The organism is Janthinobacterium sp. CG_23.4 (assembly GCF_029892305.1).
In the GTDB taxonomy this organism is placed as follows: Bacteria; Pseudomonadota; Gammaproteobacteria; order Burkholderiales; family Burkholderiaceae_D; genus Janthinobacterium; species Janthinobacterium lividum_D.
On sequence record NZ_JARXUX010000001.1, the window covers coordinates 1,370,078 to 1,395,271 of the forward strand.

31 protein-coding genes and 1 tRNA gene are annotated in these 25,194 nt (G+C 59.4%); 8 read left to right on the forward strand and 24 right to left on the reverse strand.

Annotated features, from left to right (window positions below):
- Window positions 1-2: 2 nt before the first annotated feature.
- The 17 genes from H4V96_RS06105 to H4V96_RS06185 form a co-directional block, all read right to left on the reverse strand.
- Window positions 3-2,087, reverse strand: coding sequence for a phage tail protein (locus tag H4V96_RS06105; RefSeq protein WP_280720775.1), 2,085 nt, complete (start codon window positions 2,085-2,087; stop codon window positions 3-5).
- Window positions 2,084-2,704 (reverse strand): phage tail protein I, encoded by a 621-nt coding sequence (locus H4V96_RS06110; RefSeq protein WP_280720776.1) that lies wholly within the window; start codon window positions 2,702-2,704, stop codon window positions 2,084-2,086. Before H4V96_RS06110 ends, H4V96_RS06105 begins: the two co-directional genes overlap by 4 nt.
- A complete protein-coding gene (locus H4V96_RS06115; protein ID WP_280720777.1) occupies window positions 2,697-3,614 on the reverse strand; it encodes a baseplate J/gp47 family protein in 918 nt (305 codons plus the stop codon). The genes H4V96_RS06110 and H4V96_RS06115 overlap by 8 nt, the downstream gene beginning before the upstream one ends.
- Window positions 3,611-3,952: a GPW/gp25 family protein gene (locus tag H4V96_RS06120; protein ID WP_280720778.1), complete on the reverse strand. Its 342-nt coding sequence runs from the start codon at window positions 3,950-3,952 to the stop codon at window positions 3,611-3,613. Before H4V96_RS06120 ends, H4V96_RS06115 begins: the two co-directional genes overlap by 4 nt.
- Complete coding sequence (locus H4V96_RS06125; RefSeq protein WP_280720779.1) at window positions 3,949-4,620, reverse strand: phage baseplate assembly protein V; 672 nt, start codon at window positions 4,618-4,620, stop codon at window positions 3,949-3,951. The genes H4V96_RS06120 and H4V96_RS06125 overlap by 4 nt, the downstream gene beginning before the upstream one ends.
- 119 nt (window positions 4,621-4,739) lie before the next feature.
- Window positions 4,740-5,645, reverse strand: coding sequence for a hypothetical protein (locus H4V96_RS06130; protein WP_280720780.1), 906 nt, complete (start codon window positions 5,643-5,645; stop codon window positions 4,740-4,742).
- 172 nt (window positions 5,646-5,817) lie between these two features.
- Entirely contained in the window at window positions 5,818-6,843 is a 1,026-nt protein-coding gene (locus tag H4V96_RS06135; RefSeq protein WP_280720781.1) for a YaaC family protein, read from the reverse strand.
- A gap of 166 nt (window positions 6,844-7,009) precedes the next feature.
- Window positions 7,010-7,477 (reverse strand): phage virion morphogenesis protein, encoded by a 468-nt coding sequence (locus H4V96_RS06140; protein WP_280720782.1) that lies wholly within the window; start codon window positions 7,475-7,477, stop codon window positions 7,010-7,012.
- On the reverse strand, window positions 7,474-7,962 hold the full coding sequence (locus H4V96_RS06145) for a phage tail protein (protein ID WP_280720783.1): 489 nt from the start codon (window positions 7,960-7,962) through the stop codon (window positions 7,474-7,476). The genes H4V96_RS06140 and H4V96_RS06145 overlap by 4 nt, the downstream gene beginning before the upstream one ends.
- Window positions 7,946-8,470, reverse strand: a complete 525-nt coding sequence (locus tag H4V96_RS06150; protein ID WP_280720784.1) for a lysis system i-spanin subunit Rz — start codon at window positions 8,468-8,470, stop codon at window positions 7,946-7,948. The genes H4V96_RS06145 and H4V96_RS06150 overlap by 17 nt, the downstream gene beginning before the upstream one ends.
- Window positions 8,467-9,027, reverse strand: coding sequence for a glycosyl hydrolase 108 family protein (locus tag H4V96_RS06155; protein ID WP_280720785.1), 561 nt, complete (start codon window positions 9,025-9,027; stop codon window positions 8,467-8,469). Before H4V96_RS06155 ends, H4V96_RS06150 begins: the two co-directional genes overlap by 4 nt.
- On the reverse strand, window positions 9,027-9,413 hold the full coding sequence (locus tag H4V96_RS06160) for a hypothetical protein (RefSeq protein WP_280720786.1): 387 nt from the start codon (window positions 9,411-9,413) through the stop codon (window positions 9,027-9,029). Before H4V96_RS06160 ends, H4V96_RS06155 begins: the two co-directional genes overlap by 1 nt.
- A 30-nt stretch (window positions 9,414-9,443) precedes the next feature.
- Entirely contained in the window at window positions 9,444-9,653 is a 210-nt protein-coding gene (locus H4V96_RS06165) for a tail protein X (protein ID WP_280720787.1), read from the reverse strand.
- Window positions 9,653-10,153 carry a head completion/stabilization protein gene (locus H4V96_RS06170; protein WP_280720788.1) on the reverse strand — a complete coding sequence of 167 codons (501 nt, stop codon included), beginning with the start codon at window positions 10,151-10,153 and terminating at the stop codon, window positions 9,653-9,655. Before H4V96_RS06170 ends, H4V96_RS06165 begins: the two co-directional genes overlap by 1 nt.
- Before the next feature lie 103 nt (window positions 10,154-10,256).
- A complete protein-coding gene (gene gpM / locus H4V96_RS06175) occupies window positions 10,257-10,973 on the reverse strand; it encodes a phage terminase small subunit (RefSeq protein WP_280720789.1) in 717 nt (238 codons plus the stop codon).
- A gap of 3 nt (window positions 10,974-10,976) precedes the next feature.
- Complete coding sequence (locus H4V96_RS06180) at window positions 10,977-11,993, reverse strand: phage major capsid protein, P2 family (RefSeq protein WP_280720790.1); 1,017 nt, start codon at window positions 11,991-11,993, stop codon at window positions 10,977-10,979.
- Window positions 11,994-12,041: 48 nt separating this feature from the next.
- Window positions 12,042-12,830 (reverse strand): GPO family capsid scaffolding protein, encoded by a 789-nt coding sequence (locus tag H4V96_RS06185; RefSeq protein WP_280720791.1) that lies wholly within the window; start codon window positions 12,828-12,830, stop codon window positions 12,042-12,044.
- A gap of 136 nt (window positions 12,831-12,966) precedes the next feature.
- Between H4V96_RS06185 and H4V96_RS06190 the strand changes: the two genes are divergently transcribed.
- The 3 genes from H4V96_RS06190 to H4V96_RS06200 are packed head-to-tail and all read left to right on the forward strand — an operon-like array spanning window position 12,967 to window position 16,042.
- A complete protein-coding gene (locus H4V96_RS06190) occupies window positions 12,967-14,778 on the forward strand; it encodes a terminase ATPase subunit family protein (protein WP_280720792.1) in 1,812 nt (603 codons plus the stop codon).
- The gene (locus H4V96_RS06195) at window positions 14,775-15,830 is read left to right on the forward strand and encodes a phage portal protein (RefSeq protein ID WP_280720793.1); all 1,056 of its coding nucleotides are present in this window, start codon (window positions 14,775-14,777) and stop codon (window positions 15,828-15,830) included. The genes H4V96_RS06190 and H4V96_RS06195 overlap by 4 nt, the downstream gene beginning before the upstream one ends.
- A complete protein-coding gene (locus tag H4V96_RS06200; protein ID WP_280720794.1) occupies window positions 15,827-16,042 on the forward strand; it encodes a hypothetical protein in 216 nt (71 codons plus the stop codon). Before H4V96_RS06195 ends, H4V96_RS06200 begins: the two co-directional genes overlap by 4 nt.
- A gap of 384 nt (window positions 16,043-16,426) precedes the next feature.
- Here H4V96_RS06200 and H4V96_RS06205 read toward each other — a convergent pair whose 3' ends face one another.
- Window positions 16,427-17,125, reverse strand: coding sequence for an SOS response-associated peptidase family protein (locus H4V96_RS06205; protein WP_280720795.1), 699 nt, complete (start codon window positions 17,123-17,125; stop codon window positions 16,427-16,429).
- 90 nt (window positions 17,126-17,215) lie between these two features.
- Between H4V96_RS06205 and H4V96_RS06210 the strand changes: the two genes are divergently transcribed.
- Both H4V96_RS06210 and H4V96_RS06215 read left to right on the forward strand, forming a co-directional pair.
- On the forward strand, window positions 17,216-17,563 hold the full coding sequence (locus H4V96_RS06210; protein ID WP_280720796.1) for a hypothetical protein: 348 nt from the start codon (window positions 17,216-17,218) through the stop codon (window positions 17,561-17,563).
- An 869-nt stretch (window positions 17,564-18,432) separates the two neighbouring features.
- Window positions 18,433-18,524: transfer RNA gene (locus H4V96_RS06215), tRNA-OTHER, on the forward strand.
- Between the two features lie 267 nt (window positions 18,525-18,791).
- On the opposite strand, the gene H4V96_RS06220 is transcribed toward H4V96_RS06215, so the two are convergent.
- From H4V96_RS06220 to H4V96_RS06230, 3 genes are read right to left on the reverse strand one after another with little or no spacing between them, the layout of a single operon-like run.
- Window positions 18,792-19,166 carry a hypothetical protein gene (locus H4V96_RS06220; RefSeq protein ID WP_196856113.1) on the reverse strand — a complete coding sequence of 125 codons (375 nt, stop codon included), beginning with the start codon at window positions 19,164-19,166 and terminating at the stop codon, window positions 18,792-18,794.
- A gap of 1 nt (window position 19,167) precedes the next feature.
- Window positions 19,168-19,632: a penicillin-insensitive murein endopeptidase gene (locus H4V96_RS06225; protein WP_280720797.1), complete on the reverse strand. Its 465-nt coding sequence runs from the start codon at window positions 19,630-19,632 to the stop codon at window positions 19,168-19,170.
- A 12-nt stretch (window positions 19,633-19,644) separates the two neighbouring features.
- The gene (locus H4V96_RS06230) at window positions 19,645-20,136 is read right to left on the reverse strand and encodes a type VI secretion system tube protein Hcp (RefSeq protein WP_196856857.1); all 492 of its coding nucleotides are present in this window, start codon (window positions 20,134-20,136) and stop codon (window positions 19,645-19,647) included.
- A gap of 481 nt (window positions 20,137-20,617) precedes the next feature.
- Here H4V96_RS06230 and H4V96_RS06235 point away from each other — a divergent pair, with 481 nt between their 5' ends.
- Window positions 20,618-21,031: a BLUF domain-containing protein gene (locus tag H4V96_RS06235; RefSeq protein WP_070345461.1), complete on the forward strand. Its 414-nt coding sequence runs from the start codon at window positions 20,618-20,620 to the stop codon at window positions 21,029-21,031.
- 371 nt (window positions 21,032-21,402) lie between these two features.
- Here the strand turns inward: H4V96_RS06235 and H4V96_RS06240 are convergent, their stop codons facing one another.
- Window positions 21,403-22,803 (reverse strand): PLP-dependent aminotransferase family protein, encoded by a 1,401-nt coding sequence (locus H4V96_RS06240; RefSeq protein WP_280720798.1) that lies wholly within the window; start codon window positions 22,801-22,803, stop codon window positions 21,403-21,405.
- Window positions 22,804-23,084: 281 nt separating this feature from the next.
- Here H4V96_RS06240 and H4V96_RS06245 point away from each other — a divergent pair, with 281 nt between their 5' ends.
- Entirely contained in the window at window positions 23,085-23,330 is a 246-nt protein-coding gene (locus H4V96_RS06245) for a hypothetical protein (protein WP_010396329.1), read from the forward strand.
- A gap of 88 nt (window positions 23,331-23,418) precedes the next feature.
- Here H4V96_RS06245 and H4V96_RS06250 read toward each other — a convergent pair whose 3' ends face one another.
- Together H4V96_RS06250 and H4V96_RS06255 are read right to left on the reverse strand one after the other, a co-directional pair.
- A complete protein-coding gene (locus tag H4V96_RS06250) occupies window positions 23,419-23,889 on the reverse strand; it encodes a GNAT family N-acetyltransferase (protein WP_196856858.1) in 471 nt (156 codons plus the stop codon).
- A complete protein-coding gene (locus H4V96_RS06255; RefSeq protein WP_196856859.1) occupies window positions 23,886-24,851 on the reverse strand; it encodes a ribonuclease Z in 966 nt (321 codons plus the stop codon). Before H4V96_RS06255 ends, H4V96_RS06250 begins: the two co-directional genes overlap by 4 nt.
- Window positions 24,852-24,929: 78 nt before the next feature.
- Here H4V96_RS06255 and H4V96_RS06260 point away from each other — a divergent pair, with 78 nt between their 5' ends.
- Window positions 24,930-25,091, forward strand: coding sequence for a hypothetical protein (locus H4V96_RS06260; RefSeq protein ID WP_196856860.1), 162 nt, complete (start codon window positions 24,930-24,932; stop codon window positions 25,089-25,091).
- Window positions 25,092-25,194 lie beyond the last annotated feature (103 nt).

Consider the following 25,194-nt stretch of genomic DNA (forward strand, 5'->3'; position numbering starts at 1 on the left):
GATTAATCTCCGATGGCACGCCAAACAAGAACATCGCCCACTGCATTGATGCCGTCCGAATTGGAAACCCAGGCACCCGCGCGCGTCAGGCTGGCGACGCGGCCGGTGTAGCCGGCCAGCGAAGTGGGGTTCATGCATTGCACGTGAATGCTTCTGCATGCATTGGGGAAGGCGATGGGAAACGCCAGGTTCTGGCTAAAGGGCGCCATCGCGGTCGCGCCGTTGATCTTCCCCCATTGCTCGATATCGCCGCTAGGCAGGCGGCGATGACCGGAAGGGCCAGTACTTGCGGAAAATGATGCGGAGGCCGAGAGGGTGCCAGTCCCGATTGCGGCCCACTGATTTGACCCGATGACAACAAATGTCAGCGAGTCACCCCCAGCTACTTTGACGTTGGCGGCGATACCCCCGTTGACTTGAATCGTATTGGCACCTTGCGCGGCACATGTCACCGGCATGGACGCGATCCCGCCCTGGTTGGAATAGGTGATGCTGGACCCCGTCGGCAGGCCGGTGATGGACGGGAGGTTTAATGTAAAGCCGCCCGTGCCAAAGGTATAGACGAAGCCGCCCACCTGTTCGGCGGTAAGCGTCGCGGCTGCGGAAAAGCCAAACGATGCCGAATGCGTGATACCGCTGCGTTTCAGCGCTTCGGTTGTGGCAATTCTGGTGCTGACGTCAAAGCGTGCAGGTGTCGGAGCAACGTTATTGAAATAATTGGCGAAGTCGGCATTGCGCCACATTTCGGCGGTCGAGTCGATGACTTGCCACACGTTTGGCCCGGTTTCCATGAGGGTAAGGTATTGCCCCAGCTTGATCGTGATGCTTTGCACCATACCGACATCAAATCCGATGTTCACGCCTGGTGCGGCAATAAGGGTTCCTGTGCTGCCTAGCCCAAAGAACTTGACGCACTTGCCGGAATTGTGGGGAATACCCAGCGATTCCGGGGCGGGAATGGTGAGCGTCCTGCCCGAATAAGGGAAGTACAGGGCACAGCCCATGTCCTCGGCGGTGAGCGTGCGGCTTTCGATTACGTGGGAATAGCGCACCATGTTGCCTTGCGCCTGCTGCACAAAATCGGCATTGACCAGCTTAGCGGAGGCGTCAAACTTCGGCAGTGTTGCCACTTCCTTCATGCTGTATTGCAGATGCGGATCAGCCGCCACTGCGTGCTTGGCCAGTTGCTGATCGCCATAGGTGCGTGCGCTGGCGTCCTGCTGATCGACATAGGCAGTTCTGGCCAAGAGCGGGTGCGCGTCTGCAGCAGCCTGGTGCTTGGCCAGTTGCTGGTCGCCGTAAGTGCGTGTATTGGTGTCCTGCTGATCGACGTAGGCGACCTTCGCCAGGAGTGGATGCGGGTCGGCGGCAGCCAGGTGCTTGGCCAGTTGTTGGTCGCCATAGGTGCGCGCACTGGTGTCCTGCTGATCGACGTAGGCGACCTTCGCCAGCAGCGGGTGCGGGTCGGCAGCGGCCTGGTGATTGGCCAGTTGCTGATCGCCATAGGCGTGTGCGCTGGCGTCCTGCTGATCGACGTAAGCGACTTTGGCCAGCAGCGGATGCGGATCAAGAGAGGCCAGGTGCTTGGCCAGTTGCGCATCGCTGTAGGCGCGCACGGTAATGTCCTGGTCATCGACATACTTGCGCGTGGCCAGGATGATGGACGGGTCGATTTTCAGTTCGATGGCGGCCGTGCTGGCGACGATCAGCACGATGCGCACCACTTGCGTGCGCCCGCTGCCTTCCATCATCAGGGGCTTGTAGCTGGGCGGGCAGTTGGCCACTGCGCACAGGTCGCCGGCCTCGTCAAAGATACCGATTTCGCGTATCCACCAGCCGCCCACGTCCTCGGGCAAGACTTGCTCGACGATGATCTGGCTGGTGTTGGCCGGGTCGATGGTCAGCTGGTTCAGGCCCGCGCGGCGTACCTCGCGCACCAGTGCCTTTTGTGTGCGCACAGGCATGGGTAGATTGCCGTTGCCGTCGCCCACGGCCAGGCTTTTCAGTTTCAGGGTTTGGCCCAGGGCGATGGCGTTGGCCAGCTTGGCCTCGCCCACTTCGGTCAGGATGGCAAAGTATGTGCTCATGGATAGATGGTCAGGGTGTCGATGGTATGGGATGCGCCGGCCTGCAACAGCGTGCCGCGCACTTCGATGGTTTCCGCGATCCAGGGATACACGGTCATGCTGTCGCCGTGGTATGCACAAGCGCCCGCGTAGATGCTGCCGCGACTTTCCAGATAAATGGCCAGGCCCGTCATGTGGCGGCTGACGGGCTTGGCGTCGGCAATCAGGCGTTCCATTTCCTGAAACATGGCGTCCGTGATGCCCGTGTCCAGCACGCCGACGTCGAGACGGAAGGTGCCCGGCACGCCCGGTGGCGTGGTTTGCCACCATTCGGTAATGCGGATCAAATAGCCCAGGGACTCCACCACGCGGCGCACGGCGGCAATCGTGCCCTTGTGCTTGTGGATGAAATAGGACGCCTTGATGGTGCCGCGCTTGGTCGATTCGGGCCAGGCGTCGTCCCAGCGGTCGACGGAACAGGCCCAGGCCAGGAACGGCAACAGGGTAACCGGGCATCGGTCGGCGTTCCACAGGTCGCGCAGCGGCACGGGCACGTTGACCAGCTCGGCGCAGGCCACGGCAATGGCGCGCTCCAGCGCCGTGGTGTTGGGTGGCAGGGTGGGCACGGTCTTATTCATCGCGCACCACGACATTCAACTTGATGGCGGTGCAGCGCGCGGCCTGGGTGGCGTTCAGTTCGATGTCCGCCGCCGGGCTGGTCAAGACGACCTTGCGCACGCCTTCGACGTGCACGGCGGCGCTGCAGGCGGACCGGTAGATGCTGTGGCCCAGCGGGCGGCGCGGCTGCGACACGCGCACGGCGTTGGCGCGCGCGGCGTCCAGCAGGATCGGCACTTCCGGGCCGACGCCGATAAACAAGGTGGCCTCGATCTGGTAGTCGATGACCTGGGCGGCCCGCACTGTCAGGCGGTCGCCCAAGGGGCGCACTTCCTCGGCGTTGAGCGCGCGCGCCACGATGGCCAGCAGCGCGGCGTCGGCGTCGGCGATGCCGGTGTCGTTGTTGGCCAGCACCGTGACGGTGACGCTGGCCGGCGCGGGGCTGGTGGCGCTTGCGTCCTTGACGCGGCCGTCGCTGCTGCGCGCGTGGAATTCGTAGGAGGCTTTCGGGCCGGCCACGGACAGGCCGTCCGGCGCTTCCTGGATGCGCAGGCGGTAGGCGTCATCGTCTTCCATGACGGCGGCCACGGGCGGCATGGCGTTGGGATTGGCCGGCGTGATGACCAGGCGCGCCACATTGACGTTGGCGCCCAGCTGGTCGAGGTCGCCATCGAGGGCAAACGCCAGCATGACGGCCTTGCCCGCTTCGTTGACGCGGTTGCGCAGGATGGTTTCCTGATACGCGTTTTCTTCCAGCAGCTTGGTGGCCGGTTCCGATTCCAGCTCAAGCAAGGCCGTGACGGCCGCGCGCTGGGCTTCCGGCAGCAGGCTGACCAGGTGGGCTTTACGTGTGGCGAGGATGGCTTCGAAGTCCAGCACTTCCACCACGCTGGGCGCCGGCAACTGGGTTAGGTCGATGGGCGTGCTCATGCGGCGCCTCCTTTGACTGGCACGGCCAGGGTGATGCCCTGGCCATTGGCCGTGCCATCGAGCAGCAGCGCGATGGCGCCGTCCGTGTCGCGCGTGAGCTGGACGCTGGACAGTTGCAAACGCGGCTCCCAGCGGCGTAGGGCAAAGGCGGTGGCGGCATAGATGCGCAACTGCGTGGCGCTGTTCAGGGGTTGGTCGATCAGCTCGGGCACTTCGGAGCCATAGCGGCGACGCCGGATGCGTGAGCCCATAGGCGTGGTGAGAATGTCGGTGACCGACTGGCGCAGGTGGCCCAGGCCCGTCAAGCTGCGCCCGGTGGCGGCGTGCATGCCCATCATGATTGCGGCCCACCCGACTGGTCGCCGCCCGCCCTGACGCCGCCGTGCGGATGCTTGGCCAGGCTGATGGCGCCGGCCAGCACGTCCTCGCTGGCTTTGATTGTTCCTTGCACGGCCATGGCCACGCCGCCAGCGGCGCCGGCCTTGGCGTTTACGCCGCCATTCAAGGCGGTGGCGCCGTGGACGGTCGCCGTCTGCATGACGATCAGGTTTTTCATGACGGTCAGGTCGCCCGTGCAGATGGTGCTCGGTGCGTTCGACGTCACCTTGTCGGCGGTGATGGTGGCGGTGCCGCCTGGCAGCGTGGCCGTCAGAGCATGGGCCGCATGGTCGTATTGCACCACGGCGCCGTCCGGGTAATGCGTGGTGTGGATGCTGTCGCTGGTGTCGGGCGCGTCAAATGCCTGCGAGTACAGCGCTGGCAGGATGACGCCGCGCGTCAGGTCGCCGCCAGGGGAAAAGACGATGACCTGTTCTCCGATGGTCGGGGCCGACCAGGTGCGCGTGCTGCCGGCGCGCCGGGTGGCCCATTTCAGCCATTCGGTGGTGAGTGTCGGGCCGAGCCGCACGCGCGCCTTGGCCCCTTTGACCTCGGCGATGGAGCCAAGGCGGATCAGGTTTTGCAGCAAGCGGAGGAGGTCGGACAGGTCGGCGTTCATGCAATGCATGTTGCCGAAGTCCGCGTGCGGATGCACGCGGGAGCGGGTTGATATGTGGTTTAGTGCCCCCTCATGTATCTGACAAATGTTTCATGTCAAAAATGCGAGGTTGAGAAATTCGTCGCAGGCTAGGCACTGCCGTAGAATTTTCCTAACGCATTTGCTAGAAATCCGCCTGCGGTTGCAATGCCAATCTGCCAGCCACCGCCAGCGGCTTTGCCCACCATCTTCCCAATCCAATTGCTGACCTTTGGCCCAAACTCATCAGGAGTGCTTGGTTTGGGGTCCTCGCGTACAGCACACTCTAATTCTTTAACGTCATCTTGACTTACTCCATTTTGAGTCAAATGGCGTGCTAACGAGGAAAAATCGGCAGCCGTAATTTGCTGCGAATTTGTCTGATTGACTGAGGAACCTCCATCGACATTGCCCAAGATCCCTTGGAAATTTTGTCCGCTTATGTTGTGCATCGCTGCTTGCCTTTCTCTTTCAGAAAATAAAAGCCCCTCTCCTAGAATACCGTCTGATTCGAGTGTCAACGCCCACTCTAAAATCCGTGTCCTAACGGCGCTCAGAATGGCCATCAATTGATTGACTCCGACGGTACGTAGCGGCCTAAGTTGTAGGTTGCCCTGTTGAGCATCCATCAGTTTTTTCTCAATTTCAGGCGAGAAATGGTATGCAATAGTTCCTTTTTTGCCATATTTTGTGCTGTTTGTAAGTTGCAATATGGATTCTAATGACTCACTCACTTCGATCCTTGAAATAGCATCATGCCAGTCAGGTGGAACTTGAAAGGGTATCAGGCCATTCATTGGATTGTGAACCTTAATTTCACCGTGAATCACACGATACGCTGGAAGATTCTTGCGAGAAACTTCTTTGTAACCGTTTAATTCTGATAGTGCCCACTGGCGCATATCGGCCAATCCCAATTTTGTCGCAATCATCAAGGTTTTTCTAAGTAGGTCACCGATGCTATTGTCGCCATTAGAAGCGAGTTCTTGAAGTTCAATAACGACAGATTTAGTCATGTGATTTTTGGCTTTGAAAAAATAGGTGGCGAGTCTCTTTAGTTCGATTGCGCCTCCGCTGTGTTTCGACGTGTGGCAGAAGTTTTTTAGACTGAGATTAAATATACAGGACACATAGCGAGAACTATCCTAGAACACAGTTTGTGTAAAGGTCATACCTTGCCAAAAGAAATTAAAAAGCATCCGGTCGAATGAACTCAAGTCCAGTGATTTCCGATGCCATGCCATACACAAATTGTCCTGGCGCCATGCGAATAAATTCAGAAAGTAGCCAGTTGTGATTTACGTTGAAATGGCCCGATAGAGAAATGGGGTCATATCGACTAAGTTCACTTAGACGATGCATGGCAGCAAATATTAAAACGAGTTGAGAGTTCAAAATTCTATTATGTCCAGTAACGGATTTTTTTAGATACCATCTATTTTCAGATGAATATATAGGAACAACTCGGCGGCGAATTTGTTTGTGGTATGTTTTGAATTGAATGATACTATTTTCGATGTCGTGCCCAGACCATCGGAATCTGCGCTTCCTACGAATGAAAAAACGATCATTTTCTTCGAAAAGTTCAAAGCCAGGTTGAATTGATTTTTTTGTACTTGAGTTTATGTATCGGCGATCTATTTCAGCCTGAAACCAAGCTTCCTTAGAGCCATCTCTACGCATGAAGTTATTATTCACAAGTGGAATGAAAAGTTCAGTCTGCCCTTTATAGGAAAGACAAAAGGAGCGATGAACAAACGGCATTTGCCAGAAAATTTCGCGTAAAGTGAAGCTTTTTCCAGCATTATCTGGTTCTGCAAGGTATTTGCATAGAGCGGGGAGAATGCCGCTTCCCTGAAAATCTACAATTTCGTTAGCTAATGATTTATGACCAGCTACGGACCTGCCGCCAATTCCGTGGTTTTCAACAAAATTTTCATTTTTTGAAACCAAGAGAGCTTTTGTTGCATTTAGAAAGCAGTAGTAGGAAGTAAGAGGAGACGATAAGTCTGGAAGAGATAAAGATGCTTGGTAGAAATGCTTAGCTTGATCCCAGTAAAAGAGTGCGTCTTTACGATGATTTCTCTTTAACCATAGGGAAACGAAATCCCATGGGTCTGAGCAGAGAACACGCTGCGTTCTGAAGTCAGGAGTGATAAGAGATCCGTGTAGACGTACTGCTTTACCTGCTATATATAGTTTATGTGCCGGCATGAATGTGTCTAAAGTAAAAATATAATGTGGATTTGCTTTGACCTAGCTGCCAAGAAAGACAATTTGAAGGTAGCGTAAGTGCCATTTTATTTTTTTAAATTTCTGATTGTATGTCACTCTAACGCATCTGATAACTAATGTCAGTTGAATTTTTCATTGAAGCATCTTAGGTTTTTTTCATATGACGTAACAAGGATTCGCGTATCAACGTCCGATCCGGTTCTTTCAAGCCCAGCAGCGGCCGCTCGGGGTACTTGTAGGCGGCCCCTTTTTTTGTAACTCGGTCTTGCTGGCCAAACTGATGCACCCGCGCCACGCGCGCCACCCAGCCAAAGAAGCCGACCTCGATCTGGTCGCTGGTCGCCTTTACTTTCAGGTGTTTGGCGGTGCGAATCTTGGCGAACATGGCCGCCTTCTGTCGCTTGATGCGTCCATTCTTCCCCTTGAACTCCTTGCGCTTCTTGCGCGCCGGGTAGGCCGTGCCATCTGGCCCCCGCTGCGCCTTGATGCGTTGCGCCTGGCTGCGGCGCAGGTCGATGGCCACTTTGTGGTTGATGGCGCGGCGCTGTGCTGGCTGGAGCTTTGCCAGCAGGGCGCCGACCCACGCTTCCAGCGCGTGCAGGTCATCGCTCATGTGGCCGCCTGCGGCACTTGCCATTCAGCCAGCATGGTATCTCCGTCATACAGCGTCCAGAACTCGTCCGCATAGCCGGGCGTGCCCTGTGGCTCGGCCGCGTGCTTGATGTCGTGGCGGCCACCTTCGCCGCGCTTGACGATGACGCGTTCGGTCAAGTCCAGCTTGATCGAAATATCGACTGTTTCATGGTTATTAAAATCTACTTCGAAGCTGATGCCGCGCTTGCGCTGTTCCTCGTTGGCCATCAGTTCGGCCTGGTGGACTTTCAGCCAGGCGATCATGGCCACCATGATGGCGTCGGCGTCGCCCGCGTAGTCGGTCACGATCAGGTTCAATTTAAAACGGTATTCGAAGGAGAGGGAGGCGGTGGCGGTGGCGACCACGTTGCCTTCGTCGACGAAGACGACGAGGCGGTCGGGATCGCGCTGCAGCTCGGGGATGGCGGCGGCCAGGTGCTGGCGCAGGCTATTCGGTTTGTACATGGTAGGTGTCTCGCATTAGGTTGTAGGCGTCGATGCAGGCGTTGAGCTGGCGGGTGGCGGCGTCGCCGTCGCTGGCGATGGCGTCAAGAGCTGCCGCAGCCGTGCCGTCAAGTTCGGCACGCGCTTGCTGGCGATTGCTGCCGGCAGCGGCGGAATTTGTGGTGCTGGCGGTAGCGCCGGGACAATGCCCGGCGACGGGGATTGACAGGCGCAGAGCGCCGCTGCGCACGTCAGCCATAAAGCGGTCGCGGTCAGTTTGTGCATGCTGGTTTTCCTCGTTAAGTTGATCGGTGCGCGCGGCGAGCTGGCCGGTGGCCGCGCGTTCCAGTTGCAGCACGCGGCCTGTGGCTTGCACCAGTGCGGCGGCGGCCGTTGCCTGGGCGGTGGCCGCCGCGCCGCGCAAGTCGGCCAGGGCGGCGTCCTTGTGCCAGCCCTGCACTGTCCAGCCCAGCACGGCGCCCGCCAGCAGACTCACGGGCAGCGCGCGCCAGGGCGGCGCGGCGATCACGGCGCCACCCGCGTGCGCAGCCAGCCGAACAGGAAGCGGCGCTGCGTCTTGTTCGTTTCGGTGATGTCCAGATAGCGCGCCGCCTGCAAGCCATTCAGGGCGCGCAGCATGACGGCCGCGCCTTCGTGGCCGCGCCAGGCGAGGAAGGCTGCCAACGCACCCAGCGACTGCGTGCCCAAGTTGCCATCGACGGTGAGCACGGGATAGCGCGCGCCCGTATCGTTAAAACCGTTCAGCCAGCGCTGCAGGAATTCGGCCGCCACGCGCGGGCCCATGTTGACGCCCGTGTCGATCAGTTCCGCGCCGATGCCGGCATGGATGGTCAGCACCTGGTCGAATTTGGGGGCCGTGATGTAGCGGGCTGTGTAGATGGCGCGCGCCAGCGCCACGGGCAGCTCGCGCATGGCGCCCTGGTAGCCGTTGGCACGGGCCACGGCCACGGTGATGCCGAAGTTGGTTTCTCCGCCCTTGTCGTGCGCGTCGTTCACATAGCCGCCTTCGGCGCGCAGGACGTCATCGATGGCGCGCGCGATCAGCGGGTTTTCCGTGGCGGCCATCAATGCTCCTTCACGTCGTTGACCAGCTCGGCGATGTCCTTGTCGCTGCGGCGCTGGAACCACAGGGCCACGGCGCGCGATACCCACCAGCCGGGTGCGCCCACGATCAGATCGACGGCGGAAGCGTTGACCATGGCGCCGATGGCCGGCAGTTGCGCGCACAGCAGCTGATACGCGGTGCCGCCCAGCAGGCAGGAGAACACGCCCGCGCAGGCCAGGCGGGCGACGAATTCGCCCTTGTTGAAGGTGCCGTCGCTGTTCAAGGGCGGCAGCACGATGTACAGCATGGCGGCGCCGATCATGCCCAGCGCGGCCTTGAAGCCGTACAGTTTGACCAAGGCGGCGAAGCCACCAAACGATTCTGCGGACATAGCTTGTTTCTCCATGATGAGGATAAGTGAAGGTTGTAAAAAAATTCAGTCCCATAGCTGCACAACGTCGGCCACGGCGGCCACGCTGGCGGCAGGTTCCGGCAGGGTGACGACCAGGCCGGCCGGCAGCACGGCGCCGTGGCGCGCCAGGGCCGGATTTATTTCCAGGGTTTGCTCGACGTAGCCGGCGCCGTCGCCCAGGTAGCGCCACACCAGCGCGTCTACCGTGTCGTGCTGCTGCGTGCGCACCTGCATCAGATCAATTCCACCGTCAAATGCGTGCGCCCGACCATATCGGCGATGGCCCATTGCGCATTGCGCCGCTGCGCGCCGGGTGCCTCGTCCAGCCATTCCATGCTTTTCTTGTCGCTGGCCGACGACGCCGTGGTGTCGTAGTCGCGGTAACGCTCGATCAGGTCGGCCTTGGCCGTGCTGTAGACGGCGCGCCGGTATTGCGCCAGCAGGCGGCTTTCGCGGTTGATGCGCGTGGCCGGCACGTCCGCCAGCGTGGCGATGCCGGCCGCCGCATGCTGGCCCTGCCAGGCGGCCAGCTCGCGGTTGACCTGCAGGATGGCATCGACCACGGCTTGCACCAGGCGCGCGTCGGTGACGGTGCCGTCCAGGCGCATGGCGTCGCGCATTTCGCTGAGAAGGATGTCGGGAAACCAGCCATCGTTTTCCACGATGCCGGGCGCTGGCGCGGGCGGCGTGCTGGCGGCACCTGGTACGCGGGGAGGAAGGGCGATAAAGGACATAGTGTCTGCGGTGGGAGTGAAAGGGTAGGCGGTGGACGGGGTTCATCAGGCCGCTGTGTTGGCCAGAGTCCCCCCGTGCCGCCTGTGCGCCGGGGGCTGCTCTTTAACTGGAATCGGCCGCGCGCTTGATGCGCCGCTCCAGCCGTTCCATGTCTTTCTTGACGCCGACGGACTCGGACAAGGCCCGCGCACGCTGCAACTGCGCCATGGCGGCGCCGGCTTGTTCCAGCAGGGCCGGGGCGATGTCCGTCGCGTCCTGCTGGTCCAGCACGGCCACCATGGCCAGGCCGATGGCCTTGTGCAGCTTGGCGCGCGCCTGGTCGGGCGCGTCGCTGGCGGCCGTCATGGCTTCGACGGTGCCCAGCACGGCCACGGCATGCTGCGGATCGTCGCCCAGCTTGCCCTGCAGGTAGGCGGCGGCGAATTCGTCCAGCATCATGGTCGGAATGTCGCGGCTGTAGCCGTCGGGCAGGGTGAATTTGTGCTCCATGCAGTAGGCGGCGATGACCAGGGCGCGGTCGTATTCGCCCGTGTCGATGTGCCACACCAGCAGGGTGGCCACGACATCGTCTTGCGCGCCCTTGCCGCCGGCCAGCACGCCGTCGATCCATTGCGCATAGGTCGCCAGCATGGTGGCCTTGACCTCGATCTTGCGTTCTACCGACTGGATGGACTTCAGGCGGCGCCGGTCGTCGGACAGCTTGTAAAGCATCAGCTCATACGCGCTGCCGGTGGTCACGCCCAGCGGCTCGGCGGCGCCGGCCGTGCGCTCGGCCAGCATGCGCGCGCGGTGGCGCAGGGCAGGGGACAGGTTACCCATGGCTTAGGCTTTCAGCTCGATGTGCTCCACCAGGGCGGCCAGGCCCAGGTCTTCGATCACGTAGGCGTCGTTGGACGACTCGTAGTTCTCGATGCGGTCGCGCGAGGGCTTGTCCTCGACGCGGCGGCGGCGCGCGCCGTCCTGGAAGTAGATCGACAGATTGTCGAAGCGGGTAATCAGGATGGCGTTGTCCGGGAAGTAGGGCACGCGCACCGCTGGCAAGCCGCCAATGCGCTTCTGGCTGATGATGATGTCGGCCGCCAAGGTTTCCGTGGGTGCCTGCGTGGTGTTCACCAGCGGGAAGTATTTGTCGCTCAAGAGCTTGCGGCCGATGATGGCGACCAGGCCCGTGTCTTCCTGATACCACGGATCGAGCAAATTGACGGCATCGACCACGGCGGCGTCCAGGTTGGCGTAGTCGTCATCCGCGCCCTCGCCGATGATGACCTTGCCGGCCAGGCCGCTGCCGACCAGGCCCAGCACGCGCTCGGGCGCCTGTTCGCGCAGGTGCTGCAGCCAGCCCTTGTTCACGTCCTGCAGCAGCGGATTGGCGGCCAGATCGGTGTTGGCCATGACTTTTACACCATTGAAACCGATGACGATGCGGTCCAGCGCCTGGCGAATGATGATGGCATTGGCCACGCGCGCCTGGAAGTCGGCGAACTTGGCCCAGGCGTCCAGCTTGGCATACGTCAGGTGGGTGTCGAAATTGGTTTGCTCGCAGCGGTATTTGGTGCTGTCCAGGGTGGACAGATCGCGCGTCTCGCGTTCCTTGGCCTTGGTGTCGGTGCGGCCGGCAATCGGGCCGGACACGCCCAGGCCCAGCTTTTCGCCTTCCTGTTCGGCCACGCCCATGATGTTGATTTTCGACAGGAACTCGCTCGATTCCTGCATCTTCGTTTCCAGTTTCTGCTGCACGCTGGGCGCCACGCTGAAGGTCTTGGCCACGCTGTCCGTGTCATTCAGTTGGCCCAGGCGGGTTTCGTACTGGCTGTAGACCTGGCGGGTTTGCTTTTTCATTGATTGGTGCTCCGTTGTTGGATAAATGTGGGGTGAGGGCGCGGACGCTTAAAACTCGGTCTGCACGGTGCCGTCGTTGCCGGTGGCCGATGGGCGGCGCGGCGCGTTGCCGGGCGCTTCGTCCATCTGCTTCTTGAAGGTGGCCAGCTCCTGCTGCGTTGCCGTCAAAGCCGTTTCGGTTTTTTCCAGGCGGGCCAGGGTGCTGGCGTAGTTGTCGTTGGCGGTGACCACGTGGCCGGCCAGGGTTTGCACGGCTTCGCTGATGTCGGCGAATTGGGCCGCGTCGGTGCCGGATTTATTGGAGAAGCGCGACAACAAGTTTTTGACGGCATCGGCCAGCTTGACGCCCGCCGGTTCATCGAATACCAGTTCGACCTCGACGCCAGTGCTAAACAGGTTGGTGCTTTGCTGCTTGCGGTTCGCCGAGAATTTCAGGGCGTCGGTGCCCAGGCTGGCGGGGCTGTCCGTGACGCCCAGGCCGACCAGGTAGGGCATGCCCGAATCGGCAAAGTCGGGATTGATTTCCAGACTGGAATACAGCTTTTGCTTGGCCTTGTTGATGGCGACCAGTTCGGGCGTGGGCTCGATCTGCGCGAACAGGGCCAGGCGTTTGCCGCTGTCGGTGTCCACTTCTTCCGCCTTGACGGCGATCACGTCGCCGTAGGCCTTGAATTGGCTGTCGGGCAGGATGCCGCGAATGTGTTCCAGCCAGATGCGCGCACCGTAGGTTTTCGGGTTGTAGCTGGCGGCAAGCTGCTCGATGGTGGCGCGGTCGATGTTGCGGCCGTCCGTGGTGGCGCCTTCGGTGGCGACGCGGAAGAACTGGGATTTAGGCATGGTGGCGTGTCTCGGTTGATCGGATAACGCCATGGTCACCGTTGCTGCCCGGCGATTCAATGCGGGGCGGGTTGCTATGGGACATAGCGACTTCTGCCTTTCCCCGTTCCACGCGCGCGCGGCCTACGCTGGCGGCATGTTAGACATTGACAAAATAAGCGAACAAAGCCCCGACGAGAAAATCGCCGAACTGGCCGTGCCCGAATCCGAGCCGCGCCGCGCGGCGCGCGGCCTGTACTGGAAGGGCTGGCGCATTTCGTCCATCGCCCGCCACCTGGGGATCAAGCGCAGCACCATCAATAGCTGGAAGGCGCGCGACGAGTGGGACAAGGCGCAAGGCATCGAGCACGTCGAAAACGCGGTCGAGCTGCGCATCATCAAGCTGGTCGAAAAAGAGGTCAAGAGCGGCAGCGACTTCAAGGAAATTGATTTACTTGCCCGCGCCATCGTGCAGATGGCGCGCGTGCGCAGGTACGAGCAACCCGGAGGGAATGAGGTCGATCTCAACCCCAAGCTGGCGAACCGCAATGCCGGCCCCAAGAAGAAGCCGACGCGCAACGATTTTAGCGAAGAACAGCGCATCCAGCTGCTCGACGCCTTCCAGGATTCGCTCTTCGACTATCAAAAGGTTTGGTATCGCAATGGCGATCAGCGCACGCGCGCCATCCTCAAGAGCCGCCAGATCGGCGCCACCTGGTATTTCGCCCGTGAGGCGCTGGCCGACGCCATGCAGACGGGCCGCAATCAAATCTTCCTGTCCGCCTCAAAAAGCCAGGCCCACGTCTTCAAGCAATACATCGTGCAATTCGCGCGCGAGGCGGCCGGCATCGACCTGACGGGTGACCCTATTGTGCTGCCGAACGGCGCCCACCTGTATTTCTTGGGTACCAACGCGCGCACGGCGCAGGGCTACCACGGCAATTTCTACTTCGATGAATTCTTTTGGACGCAGAATTTCCAAGAGTTGAACAAGGTCGCCTCGGGCATGGCCATCCACAAGAAGTGGCGCAAGACGTATTTCTCGACGCCATCCTCGACCACGCACCAGGCTTACCCGTTCTGGACGGGCGAGCTGTTCAACAAGCGCCGCGCCAAGGCCGAGCAATTCAATATCGATGTGAGCCACCGGCGCCTGTCGTCCGGCTACACGGGCGAAGACAAGCTCTGGCGCCAGATCGTCACGATCCTCGATGCCGAGCGGGGCGGCTGCAACCTGTTCGACATCGACGAGCTGCGCAACTTCGAATACAGCCCCGACCAGTTCGAAAACCTGTTGATGTGCAATTTTATCGACGATTCGGCGTCGGTCTTCCCCTTGAACGAACTGCAGCGCTGCATGGTCGATTCCTGGGTCGAATGGGACGACTACAAGCCGCTGCTGGGCCTGCGTCCGTTCGGCAACCGCGCCGTGTGGATCGGCTACGACCCGGCCCTGAACGGCGATAGCGCCGGCTGCGTCGTGCTGGCGCCACCGATGACGGCCGGCGGCAAGTTCCGCGTGCTGGAACGCCACCAGTGGCGCGGGCAGAGCTTTGAGGATCACGCCGAAGCCATCCGCCAGATGACGCAGCGCTACAACGTCGAATACATCGGCATCGACACGACCGGCATGGGCATCGGCGTGCTGCCCATCGTGCGCGGCTTTTTCCCGGCCGTGACAGCCCTGAACTACTCGCCGGAAGTCAAAACCCGCATGGTCTTGAAGGCCAAGAACATCATCAGCAAGGGCCGGCTGGAATTTGACGCCGGCTGGATCGACATCGCGCAATCGTTCATGGCGATCCGCAAGACCCTCACGCCCAGCGGGCGGCACGTCACCTATGTGGCCGGGCGCAGCGACGAAACGGGCCACGCCGATCTGGCATGGGCCTGCATGCACGCGCTCGACCACGAACCCTTCGAAGGCAGTACCGACAACAACCAATCCATCATGGAGATTTATTCTTGAGCAAAGCACGACATCAGCGCGCCCGCGCGCGCTCCGCACCTGCTGCAATCACGACGGCGCCGCCGGACGCCGCCGGCATCCAGGCGTTTTCCTTCGGCGACCCCACGCCCGTGCTGGAGCACGGCGACATTCTCGACTGCTTCGAATGCTGGAAGAATGGCCAATGGTACGAGCCGCCCATCAACCTGGCCGGCCTGGCCAAGTCGTTCAATGCCGGCGTGCACCATTCCAGCGCCATCCACTTCAAGGCCAACGTGCTGGCGTCCACCTTGATGCCCAGCAAATACCTGTCGCGCGACGCCTTCAAGCGCCTTGCGCTCGACTTCCTGACCTTCGGCAACTGCTACCTGGAAGACCGCCCCAGCCGTAGCGGACGCCCGCTGACGTTTGCGCATGCGCTGGCCAAGTACATGCGGCGCGGCATCGACTGGGACACGTATTTCTTCGTGACCAATCACGGCACCGCGCACCAGTTTGAAACGGGCCGCGTGTTCCACCTGATGGAACCGGATGTGAATCAGGAGCTGTACGGCGTGCCGCAATACCTGAGCGCGCTGCAATCGGCCTGGCTCAACGAGGCGGCAACCTTGTTCCGTCGCAAGTATTACAAGAACGGCTCGCACGCCGGTTTCGTCTTCTACATGACGGACGCGGCGGCGAATACCCAGGATGTGGACAACCTGCGCCAGGCCATGCGCGATAGCAAGGGGCCGGGTAATTTTCGCAACCTGTTCATGTACGCGCCGAACGGCAAGAAGGATGGCATCCAGATTTTGCCCGTGTCGGACGTGGCCGCCAAGGACGAGTTTTTCAACATCAAGAGCGTGACGCGCGACGACCAACTGGCCGCGCACCGCGTGCCGCCGCAGCTGATGGGCATCCTGCCGAACAATGCCGGCGGCTTCGGCGCCGTGGAGCCTGCCGCGCGCGTGTTCGCGCGTAACGAGCTGGTGCCGCTGCAGTCGCAGTTCATGGCGATTAACGAATGGGCCGGCGTGGAAGTGGTGCAGTTCGCCCCGTATGAGCTGGCCAAGCCGGAGGGGGCAGCATGAGCGACCACATCGACAACACGGACAAGATCATCTTCGCCGAAGTGGCGCGCGGCCTGGCTGCCGTGCGCCGCCGGCCGGCTCTGGCTGCGCAGGGTTCCTGCCACTACTGCGACGAACCGCTGGCGCCCGGTCTGCCGTTCTGCAACGTGGATTGCCGCGACGATTACGAGAAGGAGCAGGCGGCCAAGGCCCGCGCCGGCCGTCCAGGATGACCGTCATGCCGCGCTAACCGGCAGGCCGGGGCACGATAGCCCAGCCGCGCCGCAGCGCCCCAGCCACCGCACAGGCCGCCCATGAGGCGGCTTTTTCACGTCCTGATGAATGATATTGCCATGAGAGCAAGAAAAAGTCCCATTTCGGCCCGGCGCGCGCAGTTGTCCCCCCTCCACACCTGCCCGCTATGTAGGGGTCTTTTGACTCAAATGTGCGCCATGGCCGAAGGCGCATGAGGACTGGCGCGGTGGGGTGAAGAGGGGGCATGAGATTTGACGCATTTTGACGCACTTTGAGCGGTTATTCGTGCGGCTGGTGTGATGGCGTGGGGAAGCCTTTTTTTGTGTGCTGGCGGGTCTGTATCGCAGCCGCAAGGCCCGTTGTTATTCGGTTCTGGTCAGTGGCTCGGCTACCTGCGGCCCATCCGCGCCACGGTTCAATTCCGTGCTCACGGCATGCCATTCGAACAGAGCGGCATCGAGCATGGCCGTGCGCGCGATGTGCATGACCTCGTCGGTTGTCAGCTTGGGATCGAGCCAGCGACGCGCGTCGTCGGCGCTGACGGTGACGGGGCGGCGGTCGTGAATGTCGACCATTCCCCCGACTGAATCCGCGGTGACCAGGACGAAGCCCGCTTCCTCGCGGTTTTCCTTGAACGGCGCGAAGTTGGCCAGCGAGAGCAAGAACAGCGGCTCACGGTCTTTGCGGTGAATGTGCCAGGGCTGCTTTTGGCCCTTTTCCCCGGTCCATTCGTACCAGCCCGACGCGCAAACGATGCCGCGCCCGGCGCGCAGCAAGGGTTTCCAGTAGGCGCCGGCGAGTTTTTCCACGCGGGCATTGATGGCGATGGGGATTTTTTTCTTGCCAGGGACGGGTGTCGCAGCGGCGGCCCAGGCTGGTCGGTAGCTCCAGAACGTGTCATCCAAGTGTGGTTGATCGTCCTTGAGGTGCAGCACTGGCACGTAGGTGCCGGGCATGACGTTGAAGCGTATCTGTTCCTGGCTGTCGATAGCCGCATCCGTCCACCCGATGGCATTCAGGTAGAGCCGGGAGTTCTCACTCATGTCAACGCGTCCGCACATGGAAAGATGATAGCCGGTTTTTAACTTTGATATACTGTATATATATATACAGTATTTTTTGTAGGTGATGCGATGAAAATTAGGATGGTGATGATGCGCAAGCTGGGGGTGGAGATACCGCGCCGCATGCTGTCGGACCGGTACACGGTGACCCATCGCGGAATGCTCACGAACATGGACGTGACAGACCAGGGATTGCGGCGCCCGGTCAAGGTCGCTAGGTTGACCCAAAGCGCGCGCGATGGGTATGAGCTGATTGACCCACACATCTTATGGGCGAACGACGGCCGCTTCACGCTGTCGGGTTTCGAGCGCGTCCGTAATGATGTCGGGGAGTTGGTGAGCTACGCCCAATCCTGGCTTTGCACTCTAGATATCGAAGTAGAAGAGGCGTCCGATAGTGAGGTGCGTTTTCGAAAGGTTCGGCCACATCATTAAGACCTTATGGCTTGGAATGAGATTTTTTCCACTTTTACGATGTTTTACCGGAGAGATGGCCGAGATTGTAGAAAAGTTAGTGATCACTCTTTCTCACCATGGCTATGAGTCCATGGCCTGAAAAGTCAACCGAAATCGTATATGAAAATACAAAAAATTACCCCGGCGGATGCCGGAAAACTATTGCATCGATGTCCAAGCGTCACTACAATTAGACTCATTCCTTGGTTCAACTACTACATGTAGGGGGATATAAGTGGATGATAGGTGAGGCGAGACAGTCAACGCGCCAACGTTGACCGCCTCTTTTTTGAACCCAGCCGCTGAGAGGCGGAACATAACTAGCAATGTATTGAGCTAGGAAGGCAGGGATCGGATATGGCAAAACCCCATATGATCAGAAGATCGTAGGCTTTACGCGTCAGGACACTTTTGCGGTGCCCTGACTCCATTCTAAGCAAAATTTCGACAGATTTCATCATATTTTTTCAATTGTATTTTTTGATACCTGTTGACTTGATCCGTTTGTTTATAGGAGTAAAAACATGGCCACTAAGCCTGCAACAACCAAAAAAATGCCTATTAGCGCAGTCACGGGACGTATCGTGACTCAGCAGTACGCAAATACCCATCCTAAGACAACTGTTGTAATGACAGTACCTGTCCGTAAGCATGTTAAATCGAAGTAATTATTAGCTCTATGCTAGAGGAGGCTATGGGAAACCATAGCTTTCCTTCTACCTTGTGAACTCGTAGCGATTCACAGACCACTCTCGCACAAAAAACGTTTCCGCATCGTCCGTGTGGGGCGGTGAAAACAGCACGTTGCAAGGTGGTGGAAAAACCTTGCATGCGGAACGAAATTACGCGTAAGTGTTTGAAATGTATGAAGTATTTTGAAGACTTGAAAACTAGCGACGGGTTACACTGTTCGTGAGTTCGAATCTCACCGCTTCCGCCAGGAAATAAAGAAACCGCCTTCGGGCGGTTTTTTATTGCCTGGCGGAAGCGAGCAGGGCGCCTTCGCGCCCTGCGTGTGAGATTCGAATGGCTGGGCCTACCGGCCCAGCCCGCCCCGAATCCTCCAACTGCTGCCGCTGCGCGGCAGCCCCGCGCGCCGCAGGCGCGCGTTCGTGGTCCTAATTTGCTTTTCGACTGAGCCTGCTTCCACCGCATCGCTCGCCTCAGTGCGTGTCTGAATGCCGGACCAGATCCTCGCGCCCGTACTTCAGCATGAGCCTGCCCCAATACTCTTACCAGTTCGCAAATTCAGACCGATAAAGCATCGGTATTCTTTGCCATTATGATAGGTGCAATAGAGATTGCCTTTACGTCGATCACGGTCGCCTTTCTCGCCGCTGCATGTGGGCTTGAAATCTGGAGGCATGGAAGTAAACATGTCGCGCGCCATTTGGCCTGTAACTTCGATGGCAAGCTTACGGTCAATCTGGGTTGGCGCCTCTTGCTCTCCCAGTTCGCCAGAATAGATCAGATATGAGCCTTTAAGTGGCTTGTATTCAGATGTCCAGCCGGAACTATCATTTGCATAAGCGAGGGTGAATAGTGCTGTTACGCCAAGAAGTAATCCCAGTATTTTTTTCATGTCAGCCTCGCAATTTCACGTGGAAATGATGATCATGGTTTGCCTGATAAGTTACAAATGGGATATGACTATCGTTAAAGTAGATTAATACGACAGAAGAGTAAGTGCGAAATAGCTCAATGAGCTTGCCCGTTCCTACCTGGTCGTACTCTTCGTTGTACCAATGAACTGCGACCTGGCGACCGTCTTTGCGCAGTGGGCGAACATCGACCTCAAGCCCGCTTCGATGCGTCGCGTGTCCCTTATACTTTACGCCTTCGGCTAAGCTGATGTTCCCAACCCCGAATTTGCGTTTATCGATAGCTTGCCATTCCCGCTCTACCCGCAAGATCGCGGTCATCATCGCTGGGTGGGCGTATTGGCCAGCCCCGTCGCCAGGGGTGCCATACACGTAGTAACCGGCATCTTCCGGGGCTTGAGGAATGATGAAGAGGCCGCGTTTATCCTTGCGTTGGACTTCAAGCATGCTCCGTTCCTCCTAGGTCATGCGATTAGTCGATAGGTTCCAGCCACCGGTCGTGTTGCCACTGGCGCCGCCGCCAATCTTTTGTTGGGTGTATTTCCAGATGACTTTTGAGAATTTCAGTCCAATAGCGTCGTGCAAGACGCTGCCTTCATGCACGATCTGCTCCATATTGCCTATCAAGACATTTTCTAGCGCTACCTCGTAGTACTTGACAGGCCTGCCGTCGCCATCGGCACGCATGAATTCAAGCTTGGCCTTGGGGATCGTCTTGCCGGAAGAACAGGTCTGCATCAGGAGTGGTGATGAGATGTCTGCCAGCTTGGTGATTGAAAGGCTTCGATGCTCACACCGCTCGGCGGTATGGCCGCCAGCAGTCGATGCGGTCGCACTTTTTGGTTGCGTGACGCCCCACTGTGCCGAAGTAATTTCAATCCAGCCTGAATGCCCGGAGTCGGTCGATTCGCCTTTGATGCCGTCGATTTGGAGGTATACGTCGATTGCCATGATGTCTCCGAGAGTTGAATGGGGGATCACAGGCATTGTTCCGCAGTCTTAGGAGTATCTAATTGCGAAATCTCATAATATTACTTAAGTAGCAATTTTTAAGGTGGAGGGGTTGGCCGATGGCGCTAGGCGCCCCGAATCCTCCAACTGCTGCCGCGCACCGCAGGCGCGCGTTCGTGGTCCTAATTTGCTTTTCGACGGCGCCTGCTTGCACCGCATCGCCCGCCTCAGTCCGTGTCTGAATGCCGGAACTGACCCTCGCGCCCCGCCCGCTCTGGATCTGGAGCGCATCGCCCAAGAGCGGCAGCGCCATGCCCTCCCACATGGCCCGCTCAATGACAACAACGGTCTGCACTACTGCCCAGGTCGCTAGTCCGGCTGAGCGTTTCCCCGCACTTCAAACGGCACATCATTTTCTCGGGTAGTATGTCCGCTGGCCTAGTCAAATACGACCTAGGGTCCCAGAAGATAGGATGTTAAAGTGTCAATTAATCAACTCATTTACATAAGTCAAGCCACGCGTAAGATGTCTCCAGAAGACCTCTCTTCGATACAAGAAAAAGCCAAGACAAATAATGGACCAATCGATGTAACAGGTAGTCTGTTTTACAACGGTGGTTGGTTTTTGCAAGTATTGGAAGGTCCGATAGCTGCACTCGATAAGCTGTATAAAAAAATCGAACTCGATCCGCGACACAAAAATTCGCGGGTACTGTACAACGAGCCGGCGAGCTTTCGTACCTTCCCCCGCTGGAATATGAATATGACCAACTTGAACGACAGGCAAGCCGACAAATATGATGAACTTGTCGAAGTCCTCGATGCGGCTCAAACAAACCGCAAGATCGGTTCAACGTCCCCGGCAGTGGCATTGCTGAAGATGTTTAAAGGCTGAGAAACATCTGTCCGGGTTCTAGTGCGCGTAGGAAAAGTTGTTTTTTCCGTGCCTGCCTTTGATACGGAAACAGTGCGTTTTGACGGCACTTTTTATGTCAGTCACCGTTGGCAATCACGTAGCGGTGGCGCTGGTCATTGCTTGCCCATGGGCCTTTGAAGCCGGCCTGGCTTGGCCCTTCACCTTGGGCCGCGGTGATCGAGTTTGAAGCGATCGCCGCGCTTGGCCAGATTGGCGTTGCTCGCTGAAGAATTCAGCCAACAACCATGGGCTGCTTGCCATCCTGGCGCCCGCCGTTGGCAGTACACACCCAAGCAATCTGCAAGCGCATGGGCAGTACTGCTGCACGAAGTACAGTGCTTCCTGAACCGTTAAACCACCGCAGCGCTGAACGACTCGGGCCGCTGCGCAAGCAGATGCGACAGTCGTTGAAGACCCGCTTGCAAGCGTCCACGGTCTCGGATGCAACCCAAAGAGATCCGAATGGCATTTACCGATACGCTGCCAGTGGCGAATGCCTGCGCAGGCGTGACTGCGATGCCGGAGCTGGCGGCGGCATGCGCAAGCTGTGAGCAGTTCCAGTACGCCGGCAACTCGAGCCAGACATGCAGGCCGTCACCCAAGCCGCTGTAGCGCCCCGCAAGGATGTCGCGCGCCATCCGGTGGCGCAGGCGTGCCTCCTTGCGCACGCCTTGCATCAATCTGTCAGCCGAACCGTCGAGTATCCACTGGGTGGCCAGTGCCGCCGTCAGGGGCGCGACCATCAGCGCAAATGATCTGAGCGAGACCAGGAAACGCTCGCGTTCGTGCGCGTCGCGTATCAGCACGAAGGCGACGCGCAAGCCGGGCGTCAGGCATTTCGACAGGGTGGAGATGTAGTACACCTGCTGCGGGGCAAGCGTGGCAATAGGCGGTGGCGCGGCATCGGCAAGAAGCCAATAGGGATCGTCTTCGATGATGCGCACCTTGCAGCGCTTCGCGATGCTGGCGAGCTCCTTGCGCCGGCGTTCCGGCATGGTGATGGCAGTCGGGTTCTGTAATGTCGGATTGAGGTAGACCAGCCCTGGCTTGTGCTGGCGGCACGCTTGCTCCAGCATCTCAGGCAGCATCCCGTGCTTGTCCGCTGGCACCGCGATGAGGTGTCGGCCGAATTGCGCCGCTGCCGCACGCAAGCCGGGATAACTCGTGGGCTCTGCCAGGATGACATCGCCAGGCTGCGTCAGCGCCAGGATCAATGCGGCGATCGCCGCTTGCGCACCGGGACAGACAACAAGCTGCGCGTCATCCAGAGGTCCAAACATTGGTGCCAGCCATGCGGCGCCAGCCTTGCGGTCGGACTCGCTTCCGCCGCCCAAGTGGTAAGTCATCAGCAATTCATTGTCTGCCCTCATCAATACTTGCGACAAGCCTTGCTTCAACATGTCGTCGAAGTCCACGCCATCCGGTGGCGGCGGGGTATTCATGCTCAGGTCGAGGACTGCGGTCAATTCGACTTTCGGCGCCGCCACATAAGTGCCTCGCGCGCCGCGGCCCTCCAGCAAGTTGCGGCGTCGGGCTTCGTCGTAGGCGCGCGTGATCGTCGTCAGGTCGACGCCCAGCTGTGCCGCCAACTGGCGCTGCGTAGGCAGACGCTCGCCCGGCGTCAACGATCCATCTGCCACAGCCGCTTGCAATGCATCGGCAATTTGCAAAAAACGTGGCCCCTTGTTGCGGGCCAAGCGCGGCAACCAGATGGGCAAATTGTCATCTTGCATGGTTTTCAACTGGGACATTTTGTCTCAATGTATGGAAATTGTTTTCAAGTAGTATGCATCAGAGCGTGCAGCAACACCATCTTTGCATGGCAGTCGCTGATGCTTTCCCACCTTTCACCTGCATTTGGAAAATCGCTGCGCTCGATGCCATCGTGATCGCATCGATAGATATAATGAAAGAGGCAAGCACGATGCCTGGTGGAGTGGTGGAGTGGTAGTAACAGAAGCTGCGCAAGCGGCGTTTGAGGCAGTGCTGCTCACGATCGATAGTGTCAAGTAATAACCTGGAAAGACTCAAAATGATGGACTGGACCCCGATAGTGTTCGTGACGTTCAAGGCGCTCGTGCTCGGCACGGGCATGTTTTTTGCCATCAAGTGGCATTACGATCAAGGCAAGAAGGATAAGGACAAGGCAAAGCAGAATCGCGCGCTGCTAAGCGCGAGCGGCAAGGTGGTCGCACTGTTCACGCTATTGCTGCTGGCCTTGGGGATCGTCACCTTTTTCGCTGTCAGGATGGCCGGTTTGGAGATGACCTTCTTATGATGGCAAAGCATAGTCGGCCCCTCAATTGCCCGCCGCAGCGATTGACGCTGCCGCTACAGCTTTCCCCTGGGTCTGCTGGCCAAGGCCTTCAGGCTGTAAAGTGAAACTCCAGCACGTCATCGCCGTACTTGTCGACGGCACCCGTTGCAGTCCAGCCCAGATGGCGGTAAAAACCGTAGGAGCGCGAGGCGGGGTCGCTGGAGCAGCCAAGAAATAGCCGTGCATGGCCGTGTGCGCGCAGTTGCGCCATGATATGTTCCAGCATGCTCTTGCCGATGCCCAAGCCTTCGAATTCCGGCAGCAGCGCCAGGACGATGATTTCGCCCGTGTCGCGCTCGCCAAAGCAGTAGCCGACCAGTTTGCCGTCGTGGTGGCAGACCTGGCCAGGCAGGCTGCCCGAGTGCATCATCTGGGCCCAGGACTCGGCCGTGATACCCACTTCCGCCAGGCGTTCCTTGGAAACGGCGTTTTGCCGCGTCATGCCGCGCAATGTGATGAAGGCGGCGGTATCGTCCGCATTGGCGGCATGGAAGGTGATGCTGGCGCGATGTATCGTCATGTTTTTGTTGGCAGCTTGGTCAGTGCGCCGGCCGCGTCGAGTTCATAGCTGTCGAAATCGCGCGCCAGGAACAGCTCTCCCGAGTAATGCAGGCGTGCTTCCGCTGCCAGCTCGGCCATGCCGTCCGCATTGTGATAGCGGGCGCTGAAGTGGGTGAGGATCAGGTTCGGCAAGCGGACAGACTCGGCAAACTGCGCCACGCGCTGCACGGAACTGTGCGTGGGACCGGGGCCGACCTTCTGCAGCATCGCTTCCGTGTAAGTGGCTTCATGCACGAGCAACTGCGCCCCGTTGCAGGCGTTCGCCAGCAACGCTGGCGTGTCGTTGTCGCCGCCGATCACCACCGTGGCGCGTTGCGTTTCCACCTGGCGGAAAGCGGCGGCGCGCAAGAGCGTGCCATCGTCGAGCAGCGCATCCTGGCCAGCTTGCAATAATCCCCAGGCGCGGCCCGGTGGCGCGCCAGCCGCCTGCAGGGCCGCCTTGTCCAGCTTCCAGCGGCTTATTTCCAGCGCGAAACGATAGCCGACACTCGGTGCGCGGTGCGACAGCGCATGGCGCTCGATGCTCAAGCCCGCTTCCTGATGGACGACTTGCGCGCTGTCGACGTCGATATGGATCAGCCGATACGTCAGGAATAGTTCGGTGTGCAGCAGGGTCGCGTCGATCCAGGCCTTGATGGCGGCCGGGGCGATCAGCAGCAAGGGCTTCTTGCGCCCCGTCATGGAGGCGCTGGCCAGCAAGCCCGGCAGTCCGTAGCTGTGGTCGCCATGCACGTGGGTGATACAGATGCCCACCAGGTCGTGCACGGACAAGGGCAGGCGCTGCAGCCGATGCTGCGTGGCTTCGCCGCAATCAATCATCCACCAGTCGCGGTTGTGCGTGGTTTGCAGGGCCAGCGACGTGACGTTGCGGTGGCGCGTGGGCACGCCGGAAGACGTGCCGAGAAAAGTCAGTTTGAACATGCTTGCATTATGCGGCAGCCGTTTCGGCTTGCCAACGTTCTGCCCTTCAGGGGCCGCAAACAGTGCTTGCGCAATTGCGTGCGCATCGCCGCCGAGATCACGGCCAGCGACACGGAAAAGACGGATGCGCGCACCTGCCGCAAGGTGCAGGTCGCCTTGAGCGCCAAAGGCCAGGAACAGACCCTCAAACTGAAGCTCTGCCAGGCTGGCGATGCAGCGTGGAAAGTGGCGAAGTCCTGATTTCCTGCCTCCGCAGGACTGCCCCTGCCGGCGATCAGTGCCGGCAGGGCGACGATTTTCTCATTGGTAAGCAATCCACGCGTTAGAATCACGCTTTACCCTC